Origin of the sequence: Micromonospora sp. WMMD967 (assembly GCF_029626165.1) — a bacterium.
In the GTDB taxonomy this organism is placed as follows: domain Bacteria; phylum Actinomycetota; class Actinomycetes; order Mycobacteriales; family Micromonosporaceae; genus Micromonospora; species Micromonospora taraxaci.
Genome location: NZ_JARUBK010000001.1, coordinates 6,933,603 through 6,954,366 on the forward strand (window position 1 = coordinate 6,933,603; position 20,764 = coordinate 6,954,366).

The 20,764-nt window shown below is 72.1% G+C and carries 26 protein-coding genes and 1 riboswitch; of the genes, 14 read left to right on the plus strand and 12 right to left on the minus strand.

All coding sequences use genetic code 11. The features are described from left to right. Nucleotides 1-68: 68 nt before the first annotated feature. Together O7631_RS31180 and O7631_RS31185 are read right to left on the minus strand one after the other, a co-directional pair. Nucleotides 69-548, minus strand: coding sequence for a hypothetical protein (locus O7631_RS31180; RefSeq protein WP_145779440.1), 480 nt, complete (start codon nt 546-548; stop codon nt 69-71). 24 nt (nt 549-572) lie between these two features. Then, on the minus strand, nt 573-914 hold the full coding sequence (locus O7631_RS31185) for an antibiotic biosynthesis monooxygenase (RefSeq protein WP_269682803.1): 342 nt from the start codon (nt 912-914) through the stop codon (nt 573-575). A gap of 29 nt (nt 915-943) precedes the next feature. Here O7631_RS31185 and O7631_RS31190 point away from each other — a divergent pair, with 29 nt between their 5' ends. The 9 genes from O7631_RS31190 (at nt 944) to O7631_RS31230 (ending at nt 6,328) form a co-directional block, all read left to right on the plus strand. Next, the gene (locus O7631_RS31190) at nt 944-1,201 is read left to right on the plus strand and encodes a hypothetical protein (RefSeq protein ID WP_269682802.1); all 258 of its coding nucleotides are present in this window, start codon (nt 944-946) and stop codon (nt 1,199-1,201) included. A gap of 62 nt (nt 1,202-1,263) precedes the next feature. Beyond that, nucleotides 1,264-2,208: a metal ABC transporter substrate-binding protein gene (locus O7631_RS31195; RefSeq protein WP_278147525.1), complete on the plus strand. Its 945-nt coding sequence runs from the start codon at nt 1,264-1,266 to the stop codon at nt 2,206-2,208. Next, nucleotides 2,205-2,966, plus strand: a complete 762-nt coding sequence (locus O7631_RS31200) for a metal ABC transporter ATP-binding protein (protein WP_088988102.1) — start codon at nt 2,205-2,207, stop codon at nt 2,964-2,966. Before O7631_RS31195 ends, O7631_RS31200 begins: the two co-directional genes overlap by 4 nt. A 3-nt stretch (nt 2,967-2,969) precedes the next feature. Further along, a complete protein-coding gene (locus O7631_RS31205) occupies nt 2,970-3,836 on the plus strand; it encodes a metal ABC transporter permease (protein ID WP_269682799.1) in 867 nt (288 codons plus the stop codon). A gap of 43 nt (nt 3,837-3,879) precedes the next feature. After that, the gene (locus O7631_RS31210) at nt 3,880-4,179 is read left to right on the plus strand and encodes a metalloregulator ArsR/SmtB family transcription factor (RefSeq protein WP_088988100.1); all 300 of its coding nucleotides are present in this window, start codon (nt 3,880-3,882) and stop codon (nt 4,177-4,179) included. Next, nucleotides 4,176-4,574, plus strand: coding sequence for a Fur family transcriptional regulator (locus tag O7631_RS31215; RefSeq protein WP_278147526.1), 399 nt, complete (start codon nt 4,176-4,178; stop codon nt 4,572-4,574). The genes O7631_RS31210 and O7631_RS31215 overlap by 4 nt, the downstream gene beginning before the upstream one ends. 13 nt (nt 4,575-4,587) lie before the next feature. Next, the gene (locus O7631_RS31220; protein WP_278147527.1) at nt 4,588-5,031 is read left to right on the plus strand and encodes a GNAT family N-acetyltransferase; all 444 of its coding nucleotides are present in this window, start codon (nt 4,588-4,590) and stop codon (nt 5,029-5,031) included. 141 nt (nt 5,032-5,172) lie between these two features. Continuing rightward, the gene (locus O7631_RS31225; protein WP_278147528.1) at nt 5,173-5,781 is read left to right on the plus strand and encodes a hypothetical protein; all 609 of its coding nucleotides are present in this window, start codon (nt 5,173-5,175) and stop codon (nt 5,779-5,781) included. A gap of 379 nt (nt 5,782-6,160) precedes the next feature. Next, the gene (locus O7631_RS31230; RefSeq protein ID WP_278147529.1) at nt 6,161-6,328 is read left to right on the plus strand and encodes a hypothetical protein; all 168 of its coding nucleotides are present in this window, start codon (nt 6,161-6,163) and stop codon (nt 6,326-6,328) included. 250 nt (nt 6,329-6,578) lie between these two features. Here O7631_RS31230 and O7631_RS31235 read toward each other — a convergent pair whose 3' ends face one another. The 4 genes from O7631_RS31235 to O7631_RS31250 form a co-directional block, all read right to left on the minus strand. Beyond that, nucleotides 6,579-8,501: an acyl-CoA dehydrogenase family protein gene (locus O7631_RS31235; RefSeq protein ID WP_278148075.1), complete on the minus strand. Its 1,923-nt coding sequence runs from the start codon at nt 8,499-8,501 to the stop codon at nt 6,579-6,581. A gap of 161 nt (nt 8,502-8,662) precedes the next feature. Further along, nucleotides 8,663-9,166, minus strand: a complete 504-nt coding sequence (locus O7631_RS31240; RefSeq protein ID WP_278147530.1) for a DUF6328 family protein — start codon at nt 9,164-9,166, stop codon at nt 8,663-8,665. A 158-nt stretch (nt 9,167-9,324) separates the two neighbouring features. Continuing rightward, entirely contained in the window at nt 9,325-10,074 is a 750-nt protein-coding gene (locus O7631_RS31245; protein ID WP_278147531.1) for an SIS domain-containing protein, read from the minus strand. 103 nt (nt 10,075-10,177) lie between these two features. After that, nucleotides 10,178-11,008 (minus strand): alpha/beta fold hydrolase, encoded by an 831-nt coding sequence (locus O7631_RS31250; RefSeq protein WP_278147532.1) that lies wholly within the window; start codon nt 11,006-11,008, stop codon nt 10,178-10,180. A gap of 108 nt (nt 11,009-11,116) precedes the next feature. Then, nucleotides 11,117-11,221, plus strand: a riboswitch (TPP riboswitch). Between the two features lie 74 nt (nt 11,222-11,295). Between O7631_RS31250 and O7631_RS31255 the strand changes: the two genes are divergently transcribed. From O7631_RS31255 to O7631_RS31265, 3 genes are all read left to right on the plus strand, one after another. After that, on the plus strand, nt 11,296-11,889 hold the full coding sequence (locus O7631_RS31255; protein ID WP_278147533.1) for an ECF transporter S component: 594 nt from the start codon (nt 11,296-11,298) through the stop codon (nt 11,887-11,889). A gap of 106 nt (nt 11,890-11,995) precedes the next feature. Further along, complete coding sequence (locus O7631_RS31260) at nt 11,996-13,426, plus strand: ABC transporter ATP-binding protein (RefSeq protein ID WP_278147534.1); 1,431 nt, start codon at nt 11,996-11,998, stop codon at nt 13,424-13,426. Further along, nucleotides 13,423-14,223, plus strand: a complete 801-nt coding sequence (locus O7631_RS31265) for an energy-coupling factor transporter transmembrane component T (RefSeq protein ID WP_278147535.1) — start codon at nt 13,423-13,425, stop codon at nt 14,221-14,223. Before O7631_RS31260 ends, O7631_RS31265 begins: the two co-directional genes overlap by 4 nt. A 279-nt stretch (nt 14,224-14,502) precedes the next feature. Here the strand turns inward: O7631_RS31265 and O7631_RS31270 are convergent, their stop codons facing one another. Next, a complete protein-coding gene (locus O7631_RS31270; protein WP_278147536.1) occupies nt 14,503-15,018 on the minus strand; it encodes a hypothetical protein in 516 nt (171 codons plus the stop codon). Between the two features lie 289 nt (nt 15,019-15,307). On the opposite strand from O7631_RS31270, the gene O7631_RS31275 reads away from it, so the two are divergent. Together O7631_RS31275 and gndA are read left to right on the plus strand one after the other, a co-directional pair. Then, nucleotides 15,308-15,604 carry a thiamine-binding protein gene (locus O7631_RS31275; RefSeq protein ID WP_269682789.1) on the plus strand — a complete coding sequence of 99 codons (297 nt, stop codon included), beginning with the start codon at nt 15,308-15,310 and terminating at the stop codon, nt 15,602-15,604. Nucleotides 15,605-15,735: 131 nt separating this feature from the next. Beyond that, on the plus strand, nt 15,736-17,178 hold the full coding sequence (gene gndA / locus O7631_RS31280; RefSeq protein ID WP_278147537.1) for an NADP-dependent phosphogluconate dehydrogenase: 1,443 nt from the start codon (nt 15,736-15,738) through the stop codon (nt 17,176-17,178). Nucleotides 17,179-17,467: 289 nt separating this feature from the next. Here the strand turns inward: gndA and O7631_RS31285 are convergent, their stop codons facing one another. The 5 genes from O7631_RS31285 to recO all read right to left on the minus strand — a co-directional run bounded on the left by O7631_RS31285 (nt 17,468) and on the right by recO (nt 20,667). Continuing rightward, complete coding sequence (locus tag O7631_RS31285; RefSeq protein WP_088988092.1) at nt 17,468-18,229, minus strand: pirin-like bicupin family protein; 762 nt, start codon at nt 18,227-18,229, stop codon at nt 17,468-17,470. Continuing rightward, a complete protein-coding gene (locus tag O7631_RS31290) occupies nt 18,226-18,453 on the minus strand; it encodes a thioredoxin reductase (RefSeq protein WP_088988091.1) in 228 nt (75 codons plus the stop codon). The genes O7631_RS31285 and O7631_RS31290 overlap by 4 nt, the downstream gene beginning before the upstream one ends. A 275-nt stretch (nt 18,454-18,728) precedes the next feature. Next, nucleotides 18,729-18,914, minus strand: coding sequence for a hypothetical protein (locus tag O7631_RS31295; RefSeq protein WP_030491795.1), 186 nt, complete (start codon nt 18,912-18,914; stop codon nt 18,729-18,731). 66 nt (nt 18,915-18,980) lie between these two features. Next, nucleotides 18,981-19,796: an isoprenyl transferase gene (locus O7631_RS31300; protein ID WP_278147538.1), complete on the minus strand. Its 816-nt coding sequence runs from the start codon at nt 19,794-19,796 to the stop codon at nt 18,981-18,983. Between the two features lie 4 nt (nt 19,797-19,800). Continuing rightward, entirely contained in the window at nt 19,801-20,667 is an 867-nt protein-coding gene (gene recO / locus O7631_RS31305) for a DNA repair protein RecO (RefSeq protein WP_145779420.1), read from the minus strand. Nucleotides 20,668-20,764: the final 97 nt, after the last annotated feature.

Sequence of the window (20,764 nt, forward strand, 5' to 3'; positions counted from 1 at the left end):
GGAACGGTCAGTTCGGAACCACGGTACGACCACCGGGGCCCTGAGCCCAGCAGAATACCGGGGGCGGGTCAGCTGACCCCGCAGACCTCCACGCCCCCGGTTTGCCCGTCCTGGCCGAGGCTGACCTGCTGCTGCTCCCGGTCGCCGCCGGCGAGCGTCACGTCGACCGGGACGGTCAGGTTGGTGGTGTCCACCTCACCGACCCGGAACGCCGCGACCTGTGGTTCGGCGGCAGCACGCCGTTCGAACTCGGGCCGGGACTCACGCCGCTGCGCGTCGTCGCACAGCTGGTCGTACGCCCGCCCGTAGTTCCGCTCGACAAGCGCCTGGTAGTAGTCGCCGGTCACGGTGCGGGCCTGCTCCCGGATCGCCTGCACGCCGCTGACGGCCAGGCCGACGACGGCGGTGCCGCCTCCACCACAGCAGAGCACCACGGCGAGCGCGCCGACGCCGAGGCCGAGCCAGAGCCGGGTGCGGCGGCCCTCGGTGGGCGGCGCGGCGAACGGCGGAGCCACCCCGGGTCCGGGTGGCGGGGCGGGTGCGGTCATAGGAGCAGCGTAGTGTCCGCCGGCTCAGCGGTAAGGACCCGCAGCCCGATCACTCTCGGCGACGACCACCGCTCCCCCGGGCGCCGCGACGGCCAGCGCCTCGTACGCGGAGGGCTCGTCGACCGACTCGGCGAGCAGCGGCACGGCGCTGACCTTGACGTCGAAGGCGCCGAGCGCCCGCCGGTAGGTGCCGACGGACTCCCATTCGGTGACCAGCGACCAGTACCGGGGGTCGTCGAGCGCCCGGACCAGTTGACCGCGCAGGTAGCCGGGGCGGGCGGCCAGGGCGGTGAGGGCGGCGTGCGCCCGTTCGGTGAAGTCGTCGGCGGCATCGACGTCGACCACGAACCGGTTGGTCACCAGCAACGGGGTCCCCTCCTCGTAGAGTCTGTGGGATGCAGCGTACGCAGCGCCCTCTGCTCGCCCGGTTGGCCGGGGCGAACCCGACGTCGGTGTTCCTGCTCACCCTGGTGGTGGTGCTGGTGGCGTTCTTCACGCCCGGGGTGATCGGCGGGCTGCTGACACTGGCGCTCGCCGCGGGTCTGATCGCCCTGTTGGCGACGACCTGGGCGGTTCAGGCGCCGCAGACCCGCCTGATCCGGCTGCTGATGCTGACCCTGCTCGTGACGGTGGGCCTCGCGAAGCTGCTCTGACATGCAATCATGCGTTCATGCGTTTTTGACAATCATTATCGTTGCCACGGACAGTTGATGACATGAACAACCGCGCCCCGTACCGTGTCCTGGCCGCCGCGACCGCCCTGCTCGCCCTGGGCGCCGCGGCCGGCTGCTCCACCGGCGACTCCGCCGGCGCCGACCCGAAGAGAGTCGACGTGGTGGCCGCGTTCTACCCACTCCAGTTCCTCTCCGAGCGGATCGGCGGCGACGCCGTCCGGGTGACCAACCTGGCCAAGCCCGGTGCCGAACCGCACGACCTGGAGCTCAACCCGAGCCAGGTCGGCCAGGTCAGTGACGCGGAGCTGATCGTCTACCTCAAGGGTTTCCAGCCGGCCGTGGACGACGCCGTCACGCAGAACGGCGGCGACCGGGCCTTCGACGTGACGAGCGTGCAGCCGCTGCTGGACGCCTCCGCCGGCGGGCACGACCACGAGGGCGAGGAGGGTCACACCGAGGAGAGCGGCGGCAAGGACCCGCACGTCTGGCTCGACCCCACCCGGCTGGCCGGCATCGGCGACCAGCTCGCCCAGCGGCTCGGCACTGCCGACCCGGACCACGCGGCCGACTACACCGCCCGCGCCGCGGCGCTACGCGCCGACCTGACGGCTCTGGACGGCGAGTTCAAGACCGGTCTGGCGACCTGCCAGCGGCGGGAGATCGTGACGAGTCACGCGGCGTTCGGTTACCTCGCCGACAGGTACCAGCTCGACCAGGTCGGCATCACCGGGCTGAGCCCGGACGTCGAGCCCTCGCCGCAGCGGCTCGCGCACGTGATCGAGGAGGCGAAGGAGCACCAGGCCACCACGATCTTCTTCGAGACGCTGGTCAGCCCGAAGGTCGCCGAGACCATCGCCGGCCAGGTCGGCGCGAAGACCGCCGTGCTGGACCCGATCGAAGGGCTCGCCGCCGGCAGCAACGGGGACTACCTTTCGGTGATGCGTACCAACCTGCAGACCCTGCAGACGGCCTTGAGCTGCTCGTGACCGCACCTGTCATCACCGTCGAGCACGGGGTGGTCGGCTACGACGGCCGCCCCGTGCTCCGGGACATCTCGCTCACCGTGACCGCCGGCGAGGTCGTCGCGGTGCTCGGCGCCAACGGGTCCGGCAAGTCCACCCTGATCCGCGCCGTCCTCGGGCTGGTGCCGCTCAGCGCCGGCTCGGTCACCCTCTTCGACCGGCCGCTGCGGCGTTTCCGGCAGTGGGCCCGCATCGGGTACGTCCCGCAGCGCCTGGGCGCCGGAGGCGGCGTACCGGCCACCGTCCGCGAGGTGGTGGCCTCCGGCCGGCTGGCCCGCCGGGGGGTACTCCGCCCACCGGGCCGCGCCGACCGCGCCGCCGTCGACGCCGCGCTGCTCGCGGTCGGGCTCGCCGACCGGGCCGGCGACCCGGTCGCCACGCTCTCCGGCGGCCAGCAGCAGCGCACCCTGATCGCCCGCGCCCTGGCCGGCAAACCGGAACTGCTGGTCCTCGACGAGCCCACCGCCGGGGTGGACGCGGCCAGCCAGGAGGCGTTCGCCGGCGCGCTGCGCGACTTCGTGGGCGACGGCGGGACGGTGCTGCTGGTCGCGCACGAGCTGGGCCCCCTGCGGCCGGTCATCAGCCGGGCGGTCGTCGTCCACGAGGGTCGTATCGCCCACGACGGCGCGGTGCCGGACCCGGCCGGGCACCACGCGGCGCCCGACCACGACCACGTGCACCCGCACTGCTACGACGAGCCCGCCGGGCTGTGGAGCAACTGACCCATGGAACTCTTCCAGTACCCCTACATGCAGCGTGCCCTGATCGGCGCTCTGGTGATCGGCCTGGCCGCCCCGGCGCTCGGCATCTACCTGGTGCAGCGCCGGCTGGCGTTGATCGGTGACGGTGTCGGGCACGTGGCGTTGACCGGCGTCGGGGCCGGTCTCCTGCTCAACCGCTCGCCGGTCCTGGTCGCGGTGATCGCCGCCACCATCGGCGCGGTCGCCATCGAACTGGTGCGCGCCCGAGGGCGTACCTCCGGTGACCTTGCCCTGGCCCTGCTCTTCTACGGCGGCATCGCGGGTGGTGTCCTGCTGGTCGGCCTCTCGGACGCGACCAGCGCGAACCTCAACGCCTACCTGTTCGGGTCGCTGACCACCATCTCGCCCGCCGACCTGGTCACCATCGGGGTGCTCGGCGCCGCGATCCTGGTCACCATGATCGCGCTGCGGCCGGCGCTCTTCGCGGTCAGCCACGACGAGGAGTACGCCCGGGTCTCCGGCCTCCCGGTCCGCACGCTGAACCTGCTGATCGCGGTCGCCACAGCGGTGACCGTGACCATCGCGATGCGGGCCGTCGGGGTGCTCCTGATCAGCGCGCTGATGGTGGTGCCGGTGGCCACCGCCCAGCAGGTCACGCGGGGGTTCCGCAGCACGATGGCCGCCGCGATGGCGCTTGGGCTCTTCGCCGCCGGCTCCGGTGTCTGGGTGGCGGCGACGGCGGACACCGCTCCCGGCGCCTCGGTGGTGCTGGTGGCGATCGCGTCCTTCCTGGTCGTGGCCGTGGCCGGCGGCGTCTGGCGGACGCTGCGCCGCCGGGCGACACCGGCCGCCGCACCAGCACCGGAACCGCACGAGGTCGTGCTGAGCTGATCCTGATCAGCGGGACGTCGGTGGTATTGGTTACCGTTACAAGATGACCAGCGCGACGGGTTACGACGGGTTCGACGGGGCCAGCGAGCTGCTCCGCGCCCTGTCCGCGCCGATCCGGCTGGCCATCGTCAGCGAACTGGCCGATGGTGAACGATGCGTGCACGAGCTGGTGGAGAAACTGGGCGCCGCGCAGCCGCTGGTCTCCCAGCACCTGCGGGTGCTGCGCGGCGCAGGAGTGGTCCGCGGTTCCCGCCGTGGTCGGGAGATCGCCTACAGCCTCGTCGACGAGCACGTCGCACACATCGTGGCGGACGCGGTCAGCCACGCCGGGGAGGGATCATGAGCGAGAGCAGCGCCGCGGTGCGTAACACGCGGCAGCGCTCGGCGGTGAGCGCGCTGCTGGGCGAGATGGAGGGCTTCCACAGCGCCCAGGACCTGCACGCCATGCTGCGGCAGCGCGGTGAACGGGTCGGCCTGACCACCGTCTACCGCACCCTGCAAGGGCTCGCCGACGCCGGCGAGATCGACGTGATGCGCCCTCCGGGCGGCGAGCACCTCTACCGCCGGTGCAGCGAGGGGCACCACCACCACCTCGTCTGCCGCGCCTGCGGGAGCACCGTCGAGGTGGCCGGTCCGGCCGTGGAGAGCTGGGCCGACCGGGTCGCCGCGCAGCACGGCTACGCCGACGTCAGTCACACCCTGGAGATCTTCGGGACCTGCCCGACCTGCGTCCGCTGACTAACCTGTCCGCGTGACAGATCTTCAGTTCGTGCGGGTCAAGGCGGTGGGCAGCGACGCGACGACGCTCGACTGGCAACACATCCACAATCTGATCATCCCCACCGATCCGCTGTCGGCCGACGAGATCGCCGTCCGCGCGCAGCGGAACATCCTCGAGGTCGCGTACGTCGACGGGGTGCCGGTGGGCTGTTCGACGGTGCGACCCCCGACGTCCGAGCCGGCGACCGTGATCGCGCGAGTGCTGCCCGAGAAGCGTCGCCGGGGTTTCGGGGCGCAGATCTACCAGCGCGGGCTGGCCAAGGCCCGGGAGCTGGGCGCGCAGGTCGTGCACACCGTCGTCCTGGCGTCCAACGACGACGGCCTCCGCTTCGCCCGCCACCAGGGCTTCGTCGAGATCGACCGGTACGTCCTGCCGGGCGACACCATCGCGTTCGTGGACCTCCGGCTCGGCTGATCCACGACTCGTGCGCCACGGCGTAGCGGGTGCTCGGCCGGCGCGGCCGTGACACCGTCTTCTGTCGCCCCGCCGGCGGTGCCCAGCCGGCCGCCGATCGACGGGTGCCGGGGCGTCGTCGTTCGTGACACGCTGTCCGGCGTGAAAATCTATGCCGATCGGTTTCCGACCGCCGTCCGCCAGTTGCTCACCGACCTGCTCGTCGTCGCCTGGGTGTACGCGGCGATCCGGGGCGCGCTGTGGCTGCACGACCTGGTGCAGAAGCTCGCCGTACCGGGGCAGAAGCTGGAGGGCGCCGGCAGTGGCCTCGCCGACAATCTCGCCGACGCGGGCGGCAAGGTCCGTCGGGTTCCGCTGGTGGGTGACGAGCTGACCGCGCCCTTCCGGCAGGCCGCCGACGCCGCCCGAGGGCTCGCCGACGCCGGCCGGGACCAGCAACACCTGGTCGACCAGCTCGCCCTCGCCCTTGCCATCGCAGTGCTGATCTTCCCGCTCGGCCTGGTGCTCTTCGGATGGCTGCCGCTGCGGGTGCGCTGGATGCGCCGGGCCGGGTCGGCCGCGAAACTGGCCGCCGGGCCGGCCGGCCGGGACCTGCTCGCCCTGCGTGCACTGGCCACCCAGCCGCTGGGCCGGCTGACCCGGATCGCGCCGGACGTCGCCGAGGCGTGGCGGCGCGGCGACGACGCCACAGTCGACGCGCTGGCCGCGTTGGAGCTGCGCCAACTAGGCCTCCGCAGCCGGGACCGCTAACCTCCCCCGCCTTGAGTCACCCCCGCGCCACGCGCCCCGCGCCACCATCGCGCCCCGCGCCCCGCGCCACCCGCCCCGCGCCACGCGCCACCCGCCCCGCGCCACCGCCCCGCGCCCCGCGCCACGCGTCACGCGCCACGCGTCACCCGCCCCGCGCCCCGCGCCACGCGTCACGCGCCACGCGTCACGCGCCACGCGCCACCCGCCACCCGCCACCCGCCACCATCGCGCCCTGCCTTGATCAGGTGATGAAAAGTAGGTCTCCGCGCTGTGTCTGAGCTACTTTTCATCACCTGATCAAGGAAGACACGGTGGACCCGCTGGGCGTGTGCGCTGCGCCGCCTCAGGCCGGCGCGGCCTGGGCCGCTAAGGTCTTCGGGTGTTCTACTTCCTCGTCGTCATCGCCGTCCTTCTGCTCGGCTACGCCGCCGTCCTGGTTGCCTTCCTCCGGCAGGGCAAGAAGATCCCGCCCGCGGCGTACCTGGCGCTGGCCGGGCTCAACGGCCTGATCCTGGCGGGCGTGCTGGCCTGGGCGGTTTCCCGCTGACCGCCGCTGCCGCGCAGGCCTCTGCACTACGCGCCGGCTGATCAACTCCAGGTCGGCGATGTAGGGGCATCGCGGCGGCGGGATACCGCCACCTCGCCGATACGCAGTCGATCAAACCAGACGACCCGGGCACAACGTGCTCCTGCGCGCGACAGTCGGCCCACGGAGGTCGGAGCCCGCACAAGACCAGCCCAGACAAGACCAGCCCGCACGGGACCACTTCGCACGAGACCGGCCCACACGAGACGGGTTACGGTTTCGGTGGGATTCGGCGGCGGACGTCCTCGGCGGTGGACGGGCCGGGAGTCCAGCCGGCGACCCAGGGCAGCTCGTCGGACGGGGTGATCACACCGTCCTCCAGACCCGCGTACCGGCCGGCGAGGATCCGCTTCGCGGCGATGGCGTCGACCGAGTCGGTGTTGTCCCACAGTGCGGCGAACAGGGCGTCGACCCGCACCCGCGCCTGCCGGCAGAACAAGTCGGCCAGCTCGACGTTCTCCGGGCGGGTGTCCCGTTCGGCGGAGGCCCGGACACAGACCGCCGACATCGCGAACAGCTCGGCGCCGATGTCCACCACACGGCCGAGGAACGCCTGCTTGCGCTCCATCTTTCCCTGCCAGCGGGACATCGCGTAGAACGTCGACCGGGCCAGCTTGCGCGACGACCGCTCCACCTGGCGCAGGTGTGCGGCGAGCGGCCCGAACTCGGCGTACGCCGAAGGGCTCTGCCCACGGCCCACGGCGAGCGTGGGCAGCCACTTCGCGTAAAAGGCGCTGGCGCGGGCGCCGGCTCTGGCCTTGCGGCCCAGCCCCGCGTCCGGGTCGATGATGTCGCCCGCCACCGACAGGTGCGCGTCGACCGCCTCCCGGGCGATCAGCAGGTGCATGATCTCGGTGGAGCCCTCGAAGATCCGGTTGATGCGCAGGTCGCGCATCATCTGTTCGACGGCGGCCGGGCGTTCGCCCCGGGCGGCCAGCGAATCGGCCGTCTCGTAGCCGCGCCCGCCCCGGATCTGGATCAGCTCGTCGGCGATTGTCCAGGCCATCTCGCTGGCGTACAGCTTGACCAGCGCCGCCTCGATCCGGATGTCGTTACGGTCGTCGTCGGCGAGCAGGCAGCAGAGGTCGAGCATGGTCTCCATGCCGTACGTGGTGGCGGCGATGAAGGAGAGCTTCTGCGCGACCGCCTCGTGCTCGCCCACCGGCCGACCCCACTGGACCCGGTCGGCGGCCCAACCCCGGGCCACGTTCAGCGCCCACTTGCCGGCGCCCACGCACATCGCCGGCAGCGACAGCCGGCCGGTGTTCAGCGTGGTCAGGGCGATCTTCAGCCCCTTGCCCTCGCCGCCGATGACGTTCTCGGCGGGTACGAACACGTCGTGGAACCGGGTGAGGCTGTTTTCCAGGCCGCGCAGGCCGATGAACTCGTTGCGCCGCTCGACGGTGATGCCTTCGCTGTCGCCTTCCACAACGAAGGCGGTGATCCCGCCTCGACGCCCCTCGCTGGCCGGGACCCGGGCCATCACCACCAGCAGGGTGGCCACGATGCCGTTGGTGGCCCACAGCTTCACCCCGTTGAGCCGGTAGCCGGTGCCGTCCTCGGTCGGCTCGGCGGTGGTGGCCAGCCGGGCCGGGTCGGAGCCGACGTCGGGCTCGGTGAGCAGGAAGGCGGACACCTCGCCGGCGGCGAGGCGGGGCAGGAAGGTCTGCTTCTGCTCGGCGGTGCCGAACATCTTCAGCGGCTGCGGCACACCGATCGATTGATGTGCGGAGAGCAGCGCGCCGATGGCCGGGCTGACCGAACCGGCGAGCATCAGCGCCCGGCAGTAGTGCAGGTTGCTGAGGCCGAGCCCGCCGTACTTCCGGTCGATCTTCATGCCGAACGCGCCGAGGTCGGCCAGGCCGTGGAACACCGAGTCCGGAATGGAGCCGTCGCGTTCGATGGCCGCGCCGTCCACCTCGGTGGTCAGGAAGGCGCGGAACCGGCCGAGGAAGTCCTCGGCGCGCGCCACGTCGCCCGGGTCGGATCGGGGCCACGGGTCGATCAGGTCGAGCCGGAACCGACCGAGGAACAGTTCCTTACCGAAGCTGGGTCGGTCCCAGGTGGACTCGCGGGCGGCCTCGGCGACCTGCCGGGCTTCCTTCTCGGAGACCTGCCCGGCCTCTGCCGGCAGTGGCGCGGCGGCACCTGTGGTGGCTGCGGCGTCGGGATCGTCCGGTGTCGGTCGGCCGTTCTGCGTCGTGGTCACGGCTGCCCCCTCGAAGCTCGATGCGGCTACCGCCACGCTACCCCCGGTTGTTACCCAGGGGTAGCGGTGCGTGCGCATCGAGGCGGTCAGCGGCCGATGGTGGTGTCCGGGTCGTCGTCATCGTCGTCGATGTCGTCCTCACCCCAGTTGCGCCGGACGAACGGCAGGATCATCCAGAACACGAGAAACCAGATGCCGGTCAGTGCAGTGAGCAGGAAGGCGATCGGCCGGTCCAGCACGAAGTCGGTGATCAGCAGCACCGCGCTGACCATGGCGATCAGCATGAAGGCGAGGCCACCGGTGGCCATCCGGTGCGCGAACCGCACCAACTCCGGCTTGCGCCCCTGACGGAACAACGCCCGGTGGAACGCCACCGGCGAGATGATCAGCGCGGTGGCGGCGGCCGCCGCGAGCAGCGCGACGATGTAGACGTCTCGCTGGAACTCGCTGGTCCGGGTGAATCCGTTACTGAACGGCAGGGTGAGCAGGAAGGCGAAGAGGATCTGCACGCCGGTCTGCGCGACCCGCAACTCCTGGAGCAGGTCGGCGAAGTTGCGCTGCCAGCGCTGCTTCTCGGTCTCCTTGGACACGCGCTACCTCCGGTGAGACGCTACTGCCGGCGGTCCCGGCCGCCGGCAGCAACGCCAATGCCCCACCCGGCCGAGCGCGAAACAGGTTCACGACATCTCCCGTTCACCTCGGGGACGCACCTCGGCCACAAGCACCGGCCGAGTCGTCGCCGGGATCCTCAGGACCCGCGCCGGATCCGACCCGCGTACCGGGCCTCCAACTCGGTGTTGTGCGCGTCGCCGTCCGGGATGTTCGCCGACAGGTAGACCGGGGGCCGCTCCCCTGCCGCCAGCAACCGCGCCACCACCTCCACGGTGATCTGCTGGGCGAGCAGGGCCGCGGTGATCGACGAGACCGCGCCGACCGCGCCACCGCCGGGAAGGGGCAGTGTCGCGTCGCCGTACGGAGCTCCGTTGTCGAGCACCACGTCGGCGAGGTCGCTCAGCTTGCGCCCGGACGGGTGCCGGGAGGTCATCCGGCCGGAGTGCTGCGCCGAGGTGATCGCCACCAGCCCGTGGCCGCGTTCCTTGACCAGACTGGCGAACTCCACCATCGCCCCGTTGACCCCGGAGTTGGAGGCGAGGACGAACACGTCGGTGGGCCGCACCGGGGCCAACTCGTAGAGGCGGTGCGCCACACTCGGGTCCCGTTCCAGCATCGGACCGAGCCGCCCGGCGGGTTCACCGCCGAGAAGCACCAGGTCACGCAGCGCGATCCGGTTGGTCGGCACCAGACCGCCCGCCCGACCCGCGATCTCCATGGCGAGGGCCTCCGAGTGCCCCGTGCCGAACGCGTGCACCACACCGTCGGCGCGTACGGCCTCGGCGATCAGATCGGCGGCCCGGCCTACCGCCTCCCGCTGGCTGGCGGCCACCCGGCCGATCGTCTCGGTCACCACGGCCAGGTAGTCCTCGGCACTCACCGTCATGCGTCCTCCGTCATCCGATTGCGGGCCAACCAGTCAACCCCGCCCCCGCCGAGCAGGTCGACCAGGGGTGCCGACGGCCACCACCAGATCGACCCACCGCCACTCAGGCCGTTCCGCCGGCCCGCGCCAGGATCGCTTCGGCGAGTGGGCCCGGCGCCGCGTCCGGGATCCAGTGGCTGACACCGGCCAACTGCACGAAGCGGTAGTCGCTGGTGACGTTCGCCGCGCACGCCTCGGCGGCGGGCCGGCCGATGGCGACGTCCCGGTCACTCCACACGTACGTGGTGGGCACCGCGACCGGGCCGACCGCGGCCAGGTCGGCGCGGGACATCGCCCGGTACCAGTTCAGCGCTGCGGTGAGCGCCCCCGGCTCGCGCATCGGGTCGGCGTAGCGGTCCACCCGGGTACGGTCGCCGACCCCGCCGAGCAGCTTGCGCAACGCGGTGGCGTGCCACGCCAACAGCACCTTCTCCGCCTTGCCGGGCTTACGGAACAGCGCGATGTACGACGACCGGGCCTTCTGTTGGCTGTCGTTGGTCAGGGCGTACGCCATGGCCGCCGGGTGTGGGACGGACACCGCGGTCAGGGTGCGGACCCGCTCGGGGTGCCCGGCGGCGACCGCCCAGGCCACCACCGCGCCCCAGTCGTGCCCGACCAGGTGGACGGCGTCCAGGCCGAGGGCGTCGAGCACCGCCACCACGTCGGCGACCAGCTCGGGGATGCGGTAGTCGGCCACCTCCGTGGGCCGCGCGCCCGGCGAGTAACCCCGCTGGTCCAGCGCGTACGTGCGCAGCCCGGCGGCGTGCAGTGCCGGCACGACGTCGTCCCACTCACCGCTGTGCTGCGGGAAACCGTGCAGAAGCAGAACCGGTACGCCGTCCGGCGGACCACCGACGGTTACCTCGAACGTGAGACCTCGCGCGTCGACCCGCATGATCGGAAGCGTACCCATCTGGGAGTCGGGCCGGCCGCTCCCGCAGGTCAGGCGGATGCCCTGCTGGGCCCGCGCACCCGGTCGGTGTTAGCGTCAGCGAGACAACTTCATATCCGACAGGGGAGCGCACAGCGCTGAGAGTGCGGGCATGCCCGCAGACCCTCGAACCTGATCTGGGTAATGCCAGCGCAGGGAGTTCGGTCGACCTCCAGCCGCGCCGCAGTCCGGTGCCACCGGACGCGGCGTGCGTCTTCTCCTGGTTCGCACTCACGAACTGGGAGCAACACATGAGATCCACCACTGACACCCACCGTTGGCGCACCATCGACATCGTGGTCGCCTCGGTGATCGCTGTCGCCTTCGGCGTCATCTTCTGGGCGTGGGGCCTGGTCTGGAGCGCCACCGAGGGCGCTTTCACCTTCTTCCCGCCGGCGCAGGCGCTGCTCTACGGCGTCTGGCTGATGCCGGCCGTGATCGGCGGTCTGGTCATCCGCAAGCCCGGTGCCGCGCTCTACTGCGAGACGGTCGCCGCGATCCTCTCCGCGCTGCTGGGCAGCCAGTGGGCCGGCACGGTGATCCCGCAGGGCATCGTGCAGGGCATCGGCGCGGAGCTGGCGTTCGCCGCCTTCCGGTACCGGTCGTTCCGGCTGCCGACCGCGGTACTGGCCGGCGCGCTGACCGGTCTCAGCGCCGCGCTGTTCGACTTCTTCATCTGGAACGTCGACTACGAGCTGACCGACTACCGCATCCCGTACGCGCTGATCACCATCGTCAGCGCCACGGTGATCGCCGGCGCCGGTGGCTGGCTGCTGACCAAGGCCCTGGCCAACACCGGCGTCCTGGACCGGTTCCCGGCAGGCCGGGACCGCGCCCTGGTCTGACCCCGGTCCAGCTGCGTTGATCAAGAGGTTTGCGTCAACCGGAGGCGGGATCCTGACGCAAACCTCTTGATCGACAACGACAGAAAGCGTGCGGAAGGGGGGTTCGGTGGGCGCTGTCGTTCTGCGGGGGTTCGGCTGGCGGCACGCTGGGCGGCGGGCCTGGGCTCTGCGTGGGGTCGACCTGCGGGTCGAGGCCGGCGAACGGGTTCTGCTGCTCGGCCCCTCGGGGGCCGGCAAGAGCACCCTGCTCAGCGCGCTGGCCGGGCTGCTCCCCGAAGACTCCGGTGAGCAGGAGGGCATCGTCGAGATCGACGGGCTCGACCCCCGCAAGGGACGGGAGCGCGTCGGCATCGTCTTCCAGGACCCGGAAACCCAACTGGTGATGGCGCGCTGCGGCGACGACGTCGCCTTCGGCCTGGAGAACCGGGGAGTGCCGACCGACGAGATCTGGCCCCGGGTGGACGAGGCGCTGCACCGCGTCGGCTTCCCGTACCCCCGGGACCGCAACACGGCCGCCCTCTCCGGCGGCGAGCAGCAACGCCTCGCCCTGGCCGGCGCGCTCGCCCTCCGCCCCGGCCTGCTGTTGCTCGACGAGCCGACCGCCAACCTCGACCCGGCCGGGGCCGAGCTGATCCGGCAGGCGGTGGCCGGCGCGCTGGACTCCGACACCACACTGATCCTGGTCGAGCACCGGGTCGCCGAGGCGCTGCCACTGGTCGACCGGGTGGTGGTCCTGGAACCCGGCGGTGGGATCCGCGCGGACGGCACACCCGAAGCCGTCTTCGCCGCCCACGGCGCCGCCCTGGCCGCCGAGGGGGTGTGGGTGCCGGGTCACCCCGTCGCGCCCCGCCCGGCCACCGCCGCGGCCGGGGAGCTGTTGCTCACCGCCGACCGGCTCGGCCTGCCACCCCGGCTGGCCTCCACCGACCTTCGGGTACGCGCCGGCGAGGCGCTCGCCGTCCGCGGACCCAACGGCGTCGGCAAGTCCACCCTGGCGTTGCTGCTGGGCGGGCTGCTCCGGCCGGGCACGGGGCGGGTCACCGCGTCCGCCGAGTTGGCCGGCGCGGACCACCGCACTCCCCCGCACCGCTGGCGCGCCCCCGCCCTGGCCCAGCGGATCGGGTCGGTCTTTCAGGACCCGGAGCACCAGTTCGTCACGGGCACCGTCTTCGACGAGCTGGCGCTCGGCCCCCGCCGGACCGGCCAACCCGAGTCGGCCGTCAAGGAGACAGTGGCGGAGTTGCTGGAACGGCTGCGGCTGGCCCGACTCGCCGCTGCCAACCCGTACACCCTCTCGGGTGGTGAGGCGCGGCGGCTGAGCGTGGCGACCGCCCTGGCCACCGCGCCCCGCCTGTTGATCTGTGACGAACCCACCTTCGGTCAGGACCGGCGGACCTGGCGGGAGCTGGTCGACCTCTTCGCCGACCTGCGCGACGCCGGACACGGCGTGGTCGCCGTCACCCACGACGCGGATTTCGTCGCCGCGCTCGCCGACCGCAGCGTCACCCTACGAGCGACCCCGGGCGACGAGCGATGATCAGCATCGAGCCGGTCGCCGCGCCCGGTGCGCCACTGGCCCGCCGCAACCCGGTGGCGAAGGTCGCCGCCGCCCTGATCTTCTCGTTCACCCTGCTGGCCACTCTGGACCCGGTGGCCCCGGCGATCGCCATCGCGCTCGAACTCGCCGTGCTGCCGCTGTTCGGCATCCGCTACCGGGTGCTGGCGCGACGGGCCTGGCCACTGCTCCTCAGCGCCGTCGGCATCCTGGTCACCCTGGTGCTCTTCGCCGCCGACCGGTCCGGCCGGGTCCTGCTGGACGCGGGACCGGTGTTCGTGAGCACCGGCGTGCTGCTCACCGCGCTCGGCCTGGTGCTGCGGGTCTTCGCGGTGGCCCTGCCCGGTGTGATCGTCTTCGCGACCACCGACCCCACCGATTTGGCCGACGCGTTGATCCAGAACGCGAAAGCGCCGGCCCGGTTCGCCATCGGGGCGCTCGCCGCGTTCCGGCTGGTACCGCTGCTCGGTCAGGAGTGGCAGATGATCAGCATGGCGCGGCGGGCACGGGGCGTCGAGGCGGGACGCAACCCGCTGGCCAAGCTGCGACTGTTCGCCTCCACCGCGTTCGCGCTGCTGGTCGGGGCGATCCGCCGGGGCACCCGGCTGGCCGTGGCGATGGACGCGCGTGGCTTCGACGCCGGTACGCCCCGAACCGTGGCCCGCCGCCAGCACTTCACCCGCCCCGACTGGCTCCTCGTCGCCGGGGCGGCAGCCCTGGCCGGAGCGGCCCTGACCACGAGCGTCCTCCTCGGCACCTTCCGCCCCCTGATCGGCTGAGCCCGCCGTTTCGCTGCCTGGGCGCCCGCCCGCCGCCTGGCCGCCGTCTCGCCGCCGCCCGTCGTCCGGCCGCCCGCTGCTGGCAGCCCGGCCGCCTGGGCGCCCGCCGCTGGCCGCCGCTGGCCGGCGTCCGCCGCCCGCCGCCCGCCGCCCGGCCGCCGCCATGATCCGCACAACAACAGGGATGTAGTGGCCTCGTTGGCGGAGGAGGCCACTACATCCCTGATGTTGCTGCCACGTCCTGGCGTCACCGCGTGGCCGGGGCGCCAGGACGTCCGATCAGCTGCGGCGGAAGGCGTAGCGGCGGGTCTGGCCGGCCTGTTGGCTGCGGCCTCCGCCCGAGCGACCGCCGCCGCCCTGGGGCGGCCCGGCCGTCGGTGCCGCCGGTCGCCCGGCAGACTTCGGCAGGTCTCCCACCGCCGGGGCGTCGACTGCTGCGGGCACGTCGATCGACGTCGTCAGCTCGTCGCGCACCGCCGCCGACTCGACCCGCACCGCCGGCAGCGTCGGCTCCGCCGGCTCGACCAGCACCGCCGGCAACGCCGGCTCCGCCAGGGCCGCAGGCAGCACCGGCTCGATCAGCACCGCCGGCAACGTCGGCTCCGCCAACACCGCCGGCAACGTCGGCTCCGCCAACACCGCCGGCGACGCCGACTCGGCCGGCTCGGCCTGGGCCGCCGGCTCGACCGCGAGGTCGAGGTCGGGGCGGGTTGCTCGGGGACGGCCGTGTTCGGTCGTCGGGTTGGTGCCGAGCGGTGTTCTACGGGACTTCTTCGGATTGCGCCTGGCAGGCATGCGGGCCTCCTTCAATGCCGACCGGAACGGCCGGTCCCGCGCGCCGGCGGCCGGTCGGATCGGCTGGTGACCGTCGCAACGCGACGGCCGAACGGTGGAGGGACTGCTCGCCGGGATCGGGCACAGCCAGCGCCGCCGAACGGCGGAGGGACATGCGGACGCCCGCGAGCGCACGGACCGCGGCGCGGGGCGGCGGGCCGGCTCGGAAGATGGGGCGTCAGTAACGCATGTCCGTACCCTAACGGCCGCCCGACGGGACGCGCACCCGATTTACTGGCACGATCGGCACATGCTGATCGCGTTCTCGATCACCCCGCTCGGTGGCGACGACTCCGTCGGTGACCTGGTCGCCGAGGCGGTGCGGGTGGTCCGGGCGTCCGGCCTGCCCAACCGGACCGATGCCATGTTCACCACCGTCGAGGGCGAGTGGGACGAGGTGATGGCGGTGGTGAAGCGCGCTGTCGACGTTGTCGCCGCACGGGCGCCCCGGGTGAGCGTGGTGCTCAAGGCCGACGTCCGGCCCGGAGTCACCGACGCGCTCACCGGCAAGGTGGCCCGGGTCGAGGCCCGTCTCGCCGAGGGCTGACCGGTCGCGCCGCCACCATCGGCAGTTTCACGACCACCCCGCGTATCAGAGGGTGGATCACTGGTCCCGGATCAGCCCACATCACGATAGGTTCGGAACGCCAATAGTGGTGACGAGAGGTGGCGGCACGGATGGCTGAGCAGGCGAAGGCACAAATCGGTGTGACCGGGCTGGCGGTGATGGGTCGCAACGTGGCCCGCAACCTGGCCCGCAACGGCTTCACGGTGGCAGTGCACAACCGGTCGCCGGAGCGCACCCGCAGCCTGGTCGCGGAGCACGGCGACGAGGGCACCTTCGTGCCGGGCGAGACGATGGCCGACTTCGTGGCGTCACTGGAACGACCTCGCGCGGTCATCGTCATGGTCAAGGCCGGTGCGCCGACCGACGCGGTGATCGACGAGTTGGTGCCGCTGCTGGACGAGGGCGACATCATCGTCGACTGCGGCAACGCCCACTTCGCCGACACCCGCCGTCGGGAGGAGGCGCTGCGCGCGCAGGGGCTGCACTTCAGCGGCACCGGTGTCTCCGGTGGTGAGGAGGGCGCGCTGCTCGGCCCGAGCATCATGCCGGGCGGCTCCACCGAGTCGTACGCCAAGCTCGGGCCGATGTTCGAGAAGATCGCCGCGCAGGTGGACGGTGTGCCGTGCTGCATGCACGTCGGGCCGGACGGCGCCGGGCACTTCGTCAAGATGGTGCACAACGGCATCGAGTACGCCGACATGCAGCTCATCGCCGAGGCGTACGATCTGCTCCGCTCCGGTCTGGACGCCAAGCCGGCGGAGATCGCGGAGATCTTCCGCGACTGGAACGACGGCGAGCTGGGGTCGTTCCTCATCGAGATCACCGCCGACGTGCTCGCGCACACCGACGCGGAGACCGGCCGACCGTTCGTGGACGTCGTGCAGGACCGGGCCGAGCAGAAGGGCACCGGTCGGTGGACCGTGCAGAGCGCCCTGGACCTGGGCATCCCGATCACCGGGATCGCCGAGGCCACCTTCGCCCGCTCGCTGTCCGGGCACGTCGACCAGCGGGAGGCGGCCCGCCGGGCATTCCCCGACGCGGGTGAGAAGTGGCAGGTCACCGACCGGGAGGCGTTCGTCGAGGACGTCCGTCGGGCGCTGCTCGCTTCCAAGATCGTCGCGTACGCGCAGGGCTTCGACCACATCCGGGCCGGCAGCCAGGAGTACGACTGGGACATCGACCTCGGCGGCACGGCGACGATCTGGCGGGGCGGCTGCATCATCCGGGCCCGCTTCCTCGACCGCATCCGCGAGGCGTACGACCAGCAGCCCGACCTGCCGACGCTGCTTGTCGCACCGTACTTCGCCGACGCCGTCGCCGCCGGTGTGCCGAGCTGGCGACGGGTGGTGGGCGACGCGACCCGGGCCGGAGTACCGACGCCCGCGTTCTCGTCGTCGCTGGCGTACTTCGACGCGCTGCGCGCCGAGCGGCTGCCCGCCGCGCTGATCCAGGGCCTGCGGGACAACTTCGGCGCGCACACCTACCAGCGGGTGGACCGGGACGGTTCGTTCCACACCACCTGGGCCGCGGACCGCACCGAGTCGCCGGCGTAAACAAGCCCACAGTCCACAGCCCACGGCCCACGGCCCACGGCCCACGGCCCACGGCCCACGGCCCACGGCCCACGGCCCACGGCCCACGGCCCACGGCCCACGGCAAGATCGTGCTCGATCCCTGATGTAGTGGCCTCCCGATGATGGGAGGCCACTACATCCATGTTCGAGCACGATCATGGGAGGCAGGCCGACGGTGGCCGCGCTGCCGCTCACCCGGCGCAGCACGGCAGGCGGCGCAGCACGGCAGGCGGCGCAGCAGGGCACACGACAGGTGCGCATGCCCCGGTCAGTTGATCGTGGCGTGCATCTCCCAGACGAGGATCTCGGCCGGTTCGTCGGCGGTGACGCGTCGGCCGCCGGTCATGGTCAGCCGGGCCGCGTCGCCGGTGCCGAGTGGCCCGCTGCCCTCCAGGGTGACGGTGCCGTCGGGCACGTACAGGTGCACGAAGGGAGCGTCGGGGATGGTGACCTCGTCGCCGGGGGCGAGTCGGGCGGCGTGCAGCGTCGCGTACCGGTTGCGGATCCGGATCGCGGACGCGCCGTCGTAGCGGTCCATCCCGGAGGCGATCGGCACCAGGCCACCGCGGAGCAGTTCGTCCTCGATCTCCAGTTGCTCGTAGCCGGGGTCGACACCCTGCTCGTCGGGGAGCACCCACATCTGCACGAAGTGGACCGGGTCGCTGTGCGGCTCCTGGTTGTTGAGCCGCCAGGCGTCGTTCTTCTCCGAGTGCAGGATGCCGGTGCCGGCGCTCATCCGCTGCGCGAGCCCCGGGTAGATCACCCCGGAGTGCCCGGTGGAGTCCTGGTGCACCAGGGAGCCGCGGAGCACCCAGGTGACGATCTCCATGTCCTCGTGCGGGTGGGTCTCGAAGCCGGCGCCCGGCCGGACCACGTCGTCGTTGTTGACCAGCAGCAGACCGTGGTGGGTGTTGGCTGGGTCGTAGTGCCGGGAGAACGAGAACGAGTGCTTCGAGTCCAGCCAGGAGATCCGGGTGGCGAAGCGGTCGTCGGCGCGACGGACGTCCACTGCGGGGGCTGGCGCGGTCACCAGGCACGCTGCCCGGCGTCGGGGGTCGAGGGCGCCCAGGTCAGGGCCGGTTCTCCGGTGGCCAGTTCGGCGATCTCGCCGGTCCGGAGTTGCGGTGTGTGGCCGAACTCGGCGCAGTGCTGCTCGGCGATCTCGGCACAGATGTCAGCCACCTGCTCGCAGATCGGGTCACCCAGATCGGCCGCGTTCAACGCCATGATCATCTTGAACCGGAGATCCCGCATGCGCACTCCAACCGCCGTCGGCCCACCACTTTCGGACCCTACCCGCCGCCAGTGCCCCGCATCCCGGAACAGCACAGCAGCGCCCTCTGATCCACACGAGGTCGGCGATATGGGGGTGTCACCTCACCGAGATACCCCCACATCGCCGACCTGGAGTGGATCACCGCTCCAACGCCAGCGCCGCACACCAACCCAGCGCCGCACACCAACCCAGCGCCGCAGCGCGACGCAAGCGCCGCCCGCAGGATCGCGGGCGGCGCCAGGGGGTGTCGGGGTCAGAAGAAACGGCGGCGCTTGGCCTTCTGGGGGCGGATCAGGTCGGCACCCTTGGTCAGGAGCCGGGTCGCTCCGGAGGGACCACGGCGGGCCTCCAGGGTGTGGCTGAGTCGGCGGGCACCGGCAGCCGCGAGTGGCACCGCGACCGCCATCACCGCCCACTGGGCAATGCGCTTCTGGATCATGTGGGTTCACCTCCGTCAGTGGCTTCTGACATCACTGGTACCCAGTGTGACGTGCGGGTAAGCGCGTCAGCTCAGAACCGGGGCGACCGGGTTGGGCAGCGCGCCGCCGAAGCGGCGGTCCCGCTGTGCGAACAGCTCGCACGCGTACCAGAGGTGACGGCGGTCGAAGTCGGGCCAGAGCGTGTCCAGGAAGACCAACTCGGCGTACGCGGTCTGCCAGAGCAGGAAGTTGGAGATCCGTTCCTCCCCGGAGGGGCGCAGGAACAGGTCCACCTCCGGGATCTCCGGGTGGTAGAGGTACTTCGCGACGGTCTTCTCGGTGACCTTCGCCGGGTCGAGCTTGCCGGCCGCCACGTCCCGGGCGATCGCCGCGGCGGCGTCGCCGATCTCGGCCTGCCCGCCGTAGTTGACGCAGAACTGCAGGGTCAGCGTCGAGTTGCCCTGGGACATCTCCTCGGCGGTTTGCAACTCGGAGATGACGCTCTTCCACAGCCGCCCGGGTCGACCCGACCAGACCACCCGGACGCCGAGGTCGACCAACTGGTCGCGGCGGCGACGGATGACGTCCCGGTTGAACCCCATCAGGAACCGGACCTCGTCCGGCGAGCGCCGCCAGTTCTCGGTGGAGAACGCGTACGCCGACAGGTACGGGATGCCCATCTCGATGGCACCCTCGATGGTGTCGAAGAGGCTGTGCTCCCCCGCCTCGTGCCCCTTGGTGCGGGGCAGCCCGCGGTCCTTGGCCCACCGACCGTTGCCGTCCATCACCACCGCCACGTGCTTCGGCACCGCCCCGGCGGGCAGCGCTGGCGGCCGGGCGCCGGACGGGTGTGGGGTCGGCGGCGTCGGCTCGCGCCGGCTGGCCTTCTTCGATCGGATCACTCGGTCACTCCCTGTTCGCACCGTCCGCTCCGGCCTCGACGTCGCCGCGTGGCCGGAGCACCACGGCCCCGGCGCCTTCCGGTGGCGAGGCCGCGCCGGCCGCCGAGGGACCCCGGTCGACCAGCGGCAGCGAGCGTAGCGCGCGTTCCAGGTGCCACTGCAGGTGAGCCGCGACGAGCCCGCTGCACTCCCGGCGTACCCCGGTGTCGGTGGCGTCGGCGAGCACCCAGTCGCCGGTGGTCAGCGCGGACATCAGGTCGATGGTGGCCGGCGCGGGGTGGGCCGCGCCGGGTGGTCGACAGTCCGGGCAGACCGCGCCGCCGGCCGGCACCGAGAACGCCCGGTGCCGACCCGGGGTGCCGCAGACCGCGCAGGCGATCAGCGCCGGCGCCCAACCGGCGAGGGCCATCCCCCGCAGGAGGTACGCGTCGAGCACCAGGGTGGTGGCGTGCTCGCCCCGGGACAGTGCCTTCAGTGCGCCCAGGGTGAGCTGGAACAGCCGTAGGGACGGCTCCCGCTCCACCGGGGTCAACCGTTCGGCGGTCTCGGCGATCGCGCTGGCCGCCGTGTATCGCGGATAGTCCCCCAGGAACCGTTTGCCGTACAGGTCGATGCCCTCGACCTGGCTGACGGTGTGCAGCGCGCTGCCGTGGTTGCCCTTCGGGTCACCGGCGAGTTGGAGGTCGACGTGACCGAACGGTTCCAGCCGGGCGCCGAACTTGCTCATGGTGCGGCGGACCCCCCGGGCCACCGCCCGCAGCCGGCCGTGTCGACGGGTGAGCAGTGTGATGATCCGGTCGGACTCGCCGAGTTTCTGCACACGCAGCACCACCGCGTCGTCGCGGTAGAGCTGTCGGCGGTACCCGGCCATCGGGCCATTCTCCCTCGGGGTGTGAAATCAGGGTTGGTTCGGGGTGGACGCGCGGAGTAACCCCGATGCGCGTGACTCTCCACCGGCCGTAGCGTGC

What these genes read in the sequence shown, in the direction of transcription:
- O7631_RS31250 (WP_278147532.1), bottom strand. Translation starts at nt 11,008, where the DNA reads ATGCGGGTCGACGCGCGAGGTCTCACGTTCGAGGTAACCGTCGGTGGT.
- O7631_RS31290 (WP_088988091.1), bottom strand. Translation starts at nt 18,453, where the DNA reads ATGCGGGATCTCCGGTTCAAGATGATCATGGCGTTGAACGCGGCCGAT.
- O7631_RS31275 (WP_269682789.1), top strand. Translation starts at nt 15,308, where the DNA reads ATGCTGATCGCGTTCTCGATCACCCCGCTCGGTGGCGACGACTCCGTC.
- O7631_RS31195 (WP_278147525.1), top strand. Translation starts at nt 1,264, where the DNA reads ATGAACAACCGCGCCCCGTACCGTGTCCTGGCCGCCGCGACCGCCCTG.
- O7631_RS31245 (WP_278147531.1), bottom strand. Translation starts at nt 10,074, where the DNA reads ATGACGGTGAGTGCCGAGGACTACCTGGCCGTGGTGACCGAGACGATC.
- O7631_RS31180 (WP_145779440.1), bottom strand. Translation starts at nt 548, where the DNA reads ATGACCGCACCCGCCCCGCCACCCGGACCCGGGGTGGCTCCGCCGTTC.
- O7631_RS31295 (WP_030491795.1), bottom strand. Translation starts at nt 18,914, where the DNA reads ATGATCCAGAAGCGCATTGCCCAGTGGGCGGTGATGGCGGTCGCGGTG.
- recO (WP_145779420.1), bottom strand. Translation starts at nt 20,667, where the DNA reads ATGGCCGGGTACCGCCGACAGCTCTACCGCGACGACGCGGTGGTGCTG.
- O7631_RS31270 (WP_278147536.1), bottom strand. Translation starts at nt 15,018, where the DNA reads ATGCCTGCCAGGCGCAATCCGAAGAAGTCCCGTAGAACACCGCTCGGC.
- O7631_RS31205 (WP_269682799.1), top strand. Translation starts at nt 2,970, where the DNA reads ATGGAACTCTTCCAGTACCCCTACATGCAGCGTGCCCTGATCGGCGCT.
- gndA (WP_278147537.1), top strand. Translation starts at nt 15,736, where the DNA reads ATGGCTGAGCAGGCGAAGGCACAAATCGGTGTGACCGGGCTGGCGGTG.
- O7631_RS31210 (WP_088988100.1), top strand. Translation starts at nt 3,880, where the DNA reads ATGACCAGCGCGACGGGTTACGACGGGTTCGACGGGGCCAGCGAGCTG.
- O7631_RS31215 (WP_278147526.1), top strand. Translation starts at nt 4,176, where the DNA reads ATGAGCGAGAGCAGCGCCGCGGTGCGTAACACGCGGCAGCGCTCGGCG.
- O7631_RS31255 (WP_278147533.1), top strand. Translation starts at nt 11,296, where the DNA reads ATGAGATCCACCACTGACACCCACCGTTGGCGCACCATCGACATCGTG.
- O7631_RS31265 (WP_278147535.1), top strand. Translation starts at nt 13,423, where the DNA reads ATGATCAGCATCGAGCCGGTCGCCGCGCCCGGTGCGCCACTGGCCCGC.
- O7631_RS31190 (WP_269682802.1), top strand. Translation starts at nt 944, where the DNA reads ATGCAGCGTACGCAGCGCCCTCTGCTCGCCCGGTTGGCCGGGGCGAAC.